This window comes from Sphaerochaeta sp. S2 (assembly GCF_016406725.1).
Taxonomy (GTDB): Bacteria; Spirochaetota; Spirochaetia; order Sphaerochaetales; family Sphaerochaetaceae; genus Sphaerochaeta.
Window position 1 is genome coordinate 1 of record NZ_JAEKNT010000388.1, and the last position, 3,194, is coordinate 3,194.

The window sequence follows — 3,194 nt, forward strand, 5'->3', positions numbered from 1 at the left end:
GTCTAAAACAGAAGAACCAATCCCTCTTGTTTTCTTGTAGCCTGGACTATATCACAAAGACAGGCAGAAAATCCCCTTCCTGTGCTCATGTGACAAAATCCCTTCCGTTACCTCAGGACAATATCACTTCCTAATGAGATAAAACTCAATATTCCATTTCTACTTTCTTGTGGTACAATACGAGGTACATTATAATCACGGACCTACTACTAAGGAGGGTAATCCATGAAGAAAGTAAGTATTTTGCTCTTGGTTCTGCTGATGGGCACCATGGTGTTCGCACAGGGCGGTAAAGAAGCTCCCGCACAGGCTGATGGCAGACCAACAATCCGTTTGCTCACTGATGCAACCGGTATTGATGACAAGTCCTTCAACGCAGCAGCGTGGAGAGGAATCGTAGAGTACTACGGCGATACCGTAGAGAATGCAACCGGTCGCGGTACACTGTATGATGTAGTAACTGCTCAGACCCAGGATATGTATATCCCAAATCTCCGTCAGGCTGCTGACGAGGGGTATGACTTGATCATGGTCACCGGTTTTACCTGGGCAGATGCGCTTGGTGAAGTTGCCCCACAGTATCCTGACCAGAAATTCACCATCGTTGACGTTGACTGGGTTGGACAGCCAAACGTTATGGAGTTCATCTACTCTGAAGAGCAGGGTTCCTACCTCGTTGGTTTGGTCGCAGCACTCCAGGCCAAGGAAGATGGAATTGCAAATCCAAAGTTTGGATTTATCGGTGGAGTTCCCGGTGCTACCATCACCAAGTTTGAGATGGGCTATGTACAGGGTATTCTCTCTGTCTTCCCTGATGCAGAAATCTATGACTACTATGCCAATGACTGGGGCAAGCCGGAGCTTGCTAAAGCACAGGCAAAGAACTGGTATGACATGGGTGTCTACTGCATTTTCAGTGCAGCTGGTGGAACCGGAAACGGAACCATTGCACAGGCCAAGGAGTACCGCATGCAGGGTAAGAATGTCTGGGCAATCGGCGTAGACAGTGACCAGTATGCTGACGGTCTGTACAGCGGTGATAAGAGTGCTGTACTCACCAGTATGCTCAAGCGTGTTGAAAACTCTTCCCTGATGGTCCTCGAGGCAGTTACCGACGGTTCCTTCAAGGGTGGCGTGGTCCAGATGGGCATGGCTGACGATGGTGTCGGTTACTCAACTGCGAACCCTGAACTCAGCAAGAGCGTTGTTGAGAAGGTTGAAGCAGCAAAGGCTGACGTTATCAGTGGAAAGATCAAGCTTTACAAGACCTACAAGGATGCTTTGGCCAATGGCGCAGCTCCCAGTGGGCTTTCCGCACTTGACGACTAAGTATTATTCAGCCGGCAGGAAACTGCCGGCTCTCCTTGAATCCATTGGAGTCAGTGGACTCAAAGAGAGCTGACAAAGAGGAGCTGAGGGTGAGTGAATACGCAATCGAAATGAAGAATATCACCAAGACGTTTCCCGGCGTGGTGGCAAACGACAAGGTAACACTCCAAGTAAGGAAACAGGAAATACATGCCCTGCTTGGTGAGAATGGGGCAGGTAAATCGACGCTGATGTCCATCTTGTTCGGATCGTATATTGCTGACAGCGGGGAGATATTGCTTGATGGCAATCCTGTGGAGATCAAGAATCCCAATGTAGCAACATCACTGGGAATCGGTATGGTGCACCAGCACTTCAAGCTTGTACAGAACTTCACGGTCACTGAGAATATTGTATTGGGAATGGAGCCAGTGAAGGGACGTGTCCTTGATCTGAAAAGTGCTCGTGAGCGTGTTTCCAAACTTAGTAAACAGTATGGACTGCAGGTTGACCCGGATGCCTTGATCGAGGATATATCGGTCGGGCAACAGCAGCGTGTCGAGATTCTCAAGACCCTCTACCGTAATGCAAACATCATCATCTTTGACGAACCTACTGCGGTCCTTACCCCACAGGAGATTGATGAACTGATGGAAATTCTCAAGGCTCTGCGGGCTGAGGGCAAGACCATCCTGCTCATCACCCACAAGCTTAGGGAGATCAAGGAAGTATCTGACCGTTGTACAGTACTGAGACGAGGAACCTATATCGGCACTGTTGATGTTGCCGATGTCAGTGAGCAGGAGCTCGCTGAGATGATGGTAGGTCGTGCAGTTAAATTTGAGATCGAGAAACCGGAGAAGAAGGTTGGAGAGGTAAAACTCAGCTTGCAGCACCTTGAAGTAAAGGATGAGAATGGGGCAGTCAAAATCAAGGACCTGAATCTTGATATCCATGACGGTGAGATTGTCGGTATTGCAGGAGTTGACGGTAATGGCCAGAGTGAGCTGCTTGGTGCCATTACCGGTCTGATTCCTCTCTCTGGTGGTTCCATCATCCTCGATGGAGAGCCCATCGAGCAACTCACCATTCGTGAACGCATTGAAAAAGGCCTAGGTTATATACCGGAAGATCGCAGAAAATACGGGGTTGTTGGAGAGTTCTCAATTGCAGAGAACTCTGCCATCAAGAGCTACTACAAGAGTCCTTATAGGAAGCAATTCGGCATCCTTGATTTTGAAGCCATGAAAACGAGCGCTGAAGAACTAATCGAACAGTTTGATATCAGAAGCGCTGAGGGACCGATCACCAAGGCAGGCAGCCTCTCTGGAGGAAACCAGCAGAAGGTCATTGTTGCCAGGGAGATTTCTCTTTCTCCCAAGGTCCTGGTGGTTGCCCAACCAACTCGTGGATTGGATGTTGGTGCCATCGAGTACATCAGAAAGAGAATAATAGATGAAAGAATGAAAGGACGCGCTATATTGTTGGTCTCTCTGGAATTGGATGAGATCATGAACCTGTGCGACCGTATCGCAACCATCAGCAAGGGGAGCATCGTAGCAGTGAACAAGCAACATGAAGTCACCGAGCGAGAGATCGGCATGATGATGGCTGGGTCCCATAAGGAGGCACAGGCATGAAGCTAACCCGGGAACGACTCATACAATCTGACGGGGCCGTTTCGGTCCTTGTCGTAGTCCTTGGTTTCCTTGTAGGGACCATCCTGGTTGCCTTGGTGGGTAAGAATCCGCTTAACATGTACAAGGCAATCCTACAAGCGCTCAGTGGATACAACATTGACAACGGAAAGATGAACATCCGCTATATGGTGAGACTCTCAACTACTCGGTTCCCTTCATCCTCTGTGGACTTTCCATGGGGTTTGC

2 protein-coding genes and 1 pseudogene are annotated in these 3,194 nt (G+C 49.0%); all 3 read left to right on the plus strand.

Annotated elements, in window-relative coordinates; all coding sequences use genetic code 11:
* Positions 1 to 225: 225 nt before the first annotated feature.
* Positions 226 to 1,329: a BMP family protein gene (locus JF818_RS11495; RefSeq protein ID WP_198892148.1), complete on the plus strand. Its 1,104-nt coding sequence runs from the start codon at positions 226 to 228 to the stop codon at positions 1,327 to 1,329.
* A gap of 89 nt (positions 1,330 to 1,418) precedes the next feature.
* On the plus strand, positions 1,419 to 2,948 hold the full coding sequence (locus JF818_RS11500) for an ABC transporter ATP-binding protein (protein ID WP_370570333.1): 1,530 nt from the start codon (positions 1,419 to 1,421) through the stop codon (positions 2,946 to 2,948).
* Positions 2,945 to 3,194: pseudogene (locus JF818_RS11505) on the plus strand (hypothetical protein); the annotation flags it as partial. The gene JF818_RS11500 and the pseudogene JF818_RS11505, both read left to right, overlap by 4 nt.

Coding starts and splice junctions, on each gene's coding strand:
- JF818_RS11495 (WP_198892148.1), top strand. CDS start 226: ATGAAGAAAGTAAGTATTTTGCTCTTGGTTCTGCTGATGGGCACCATG.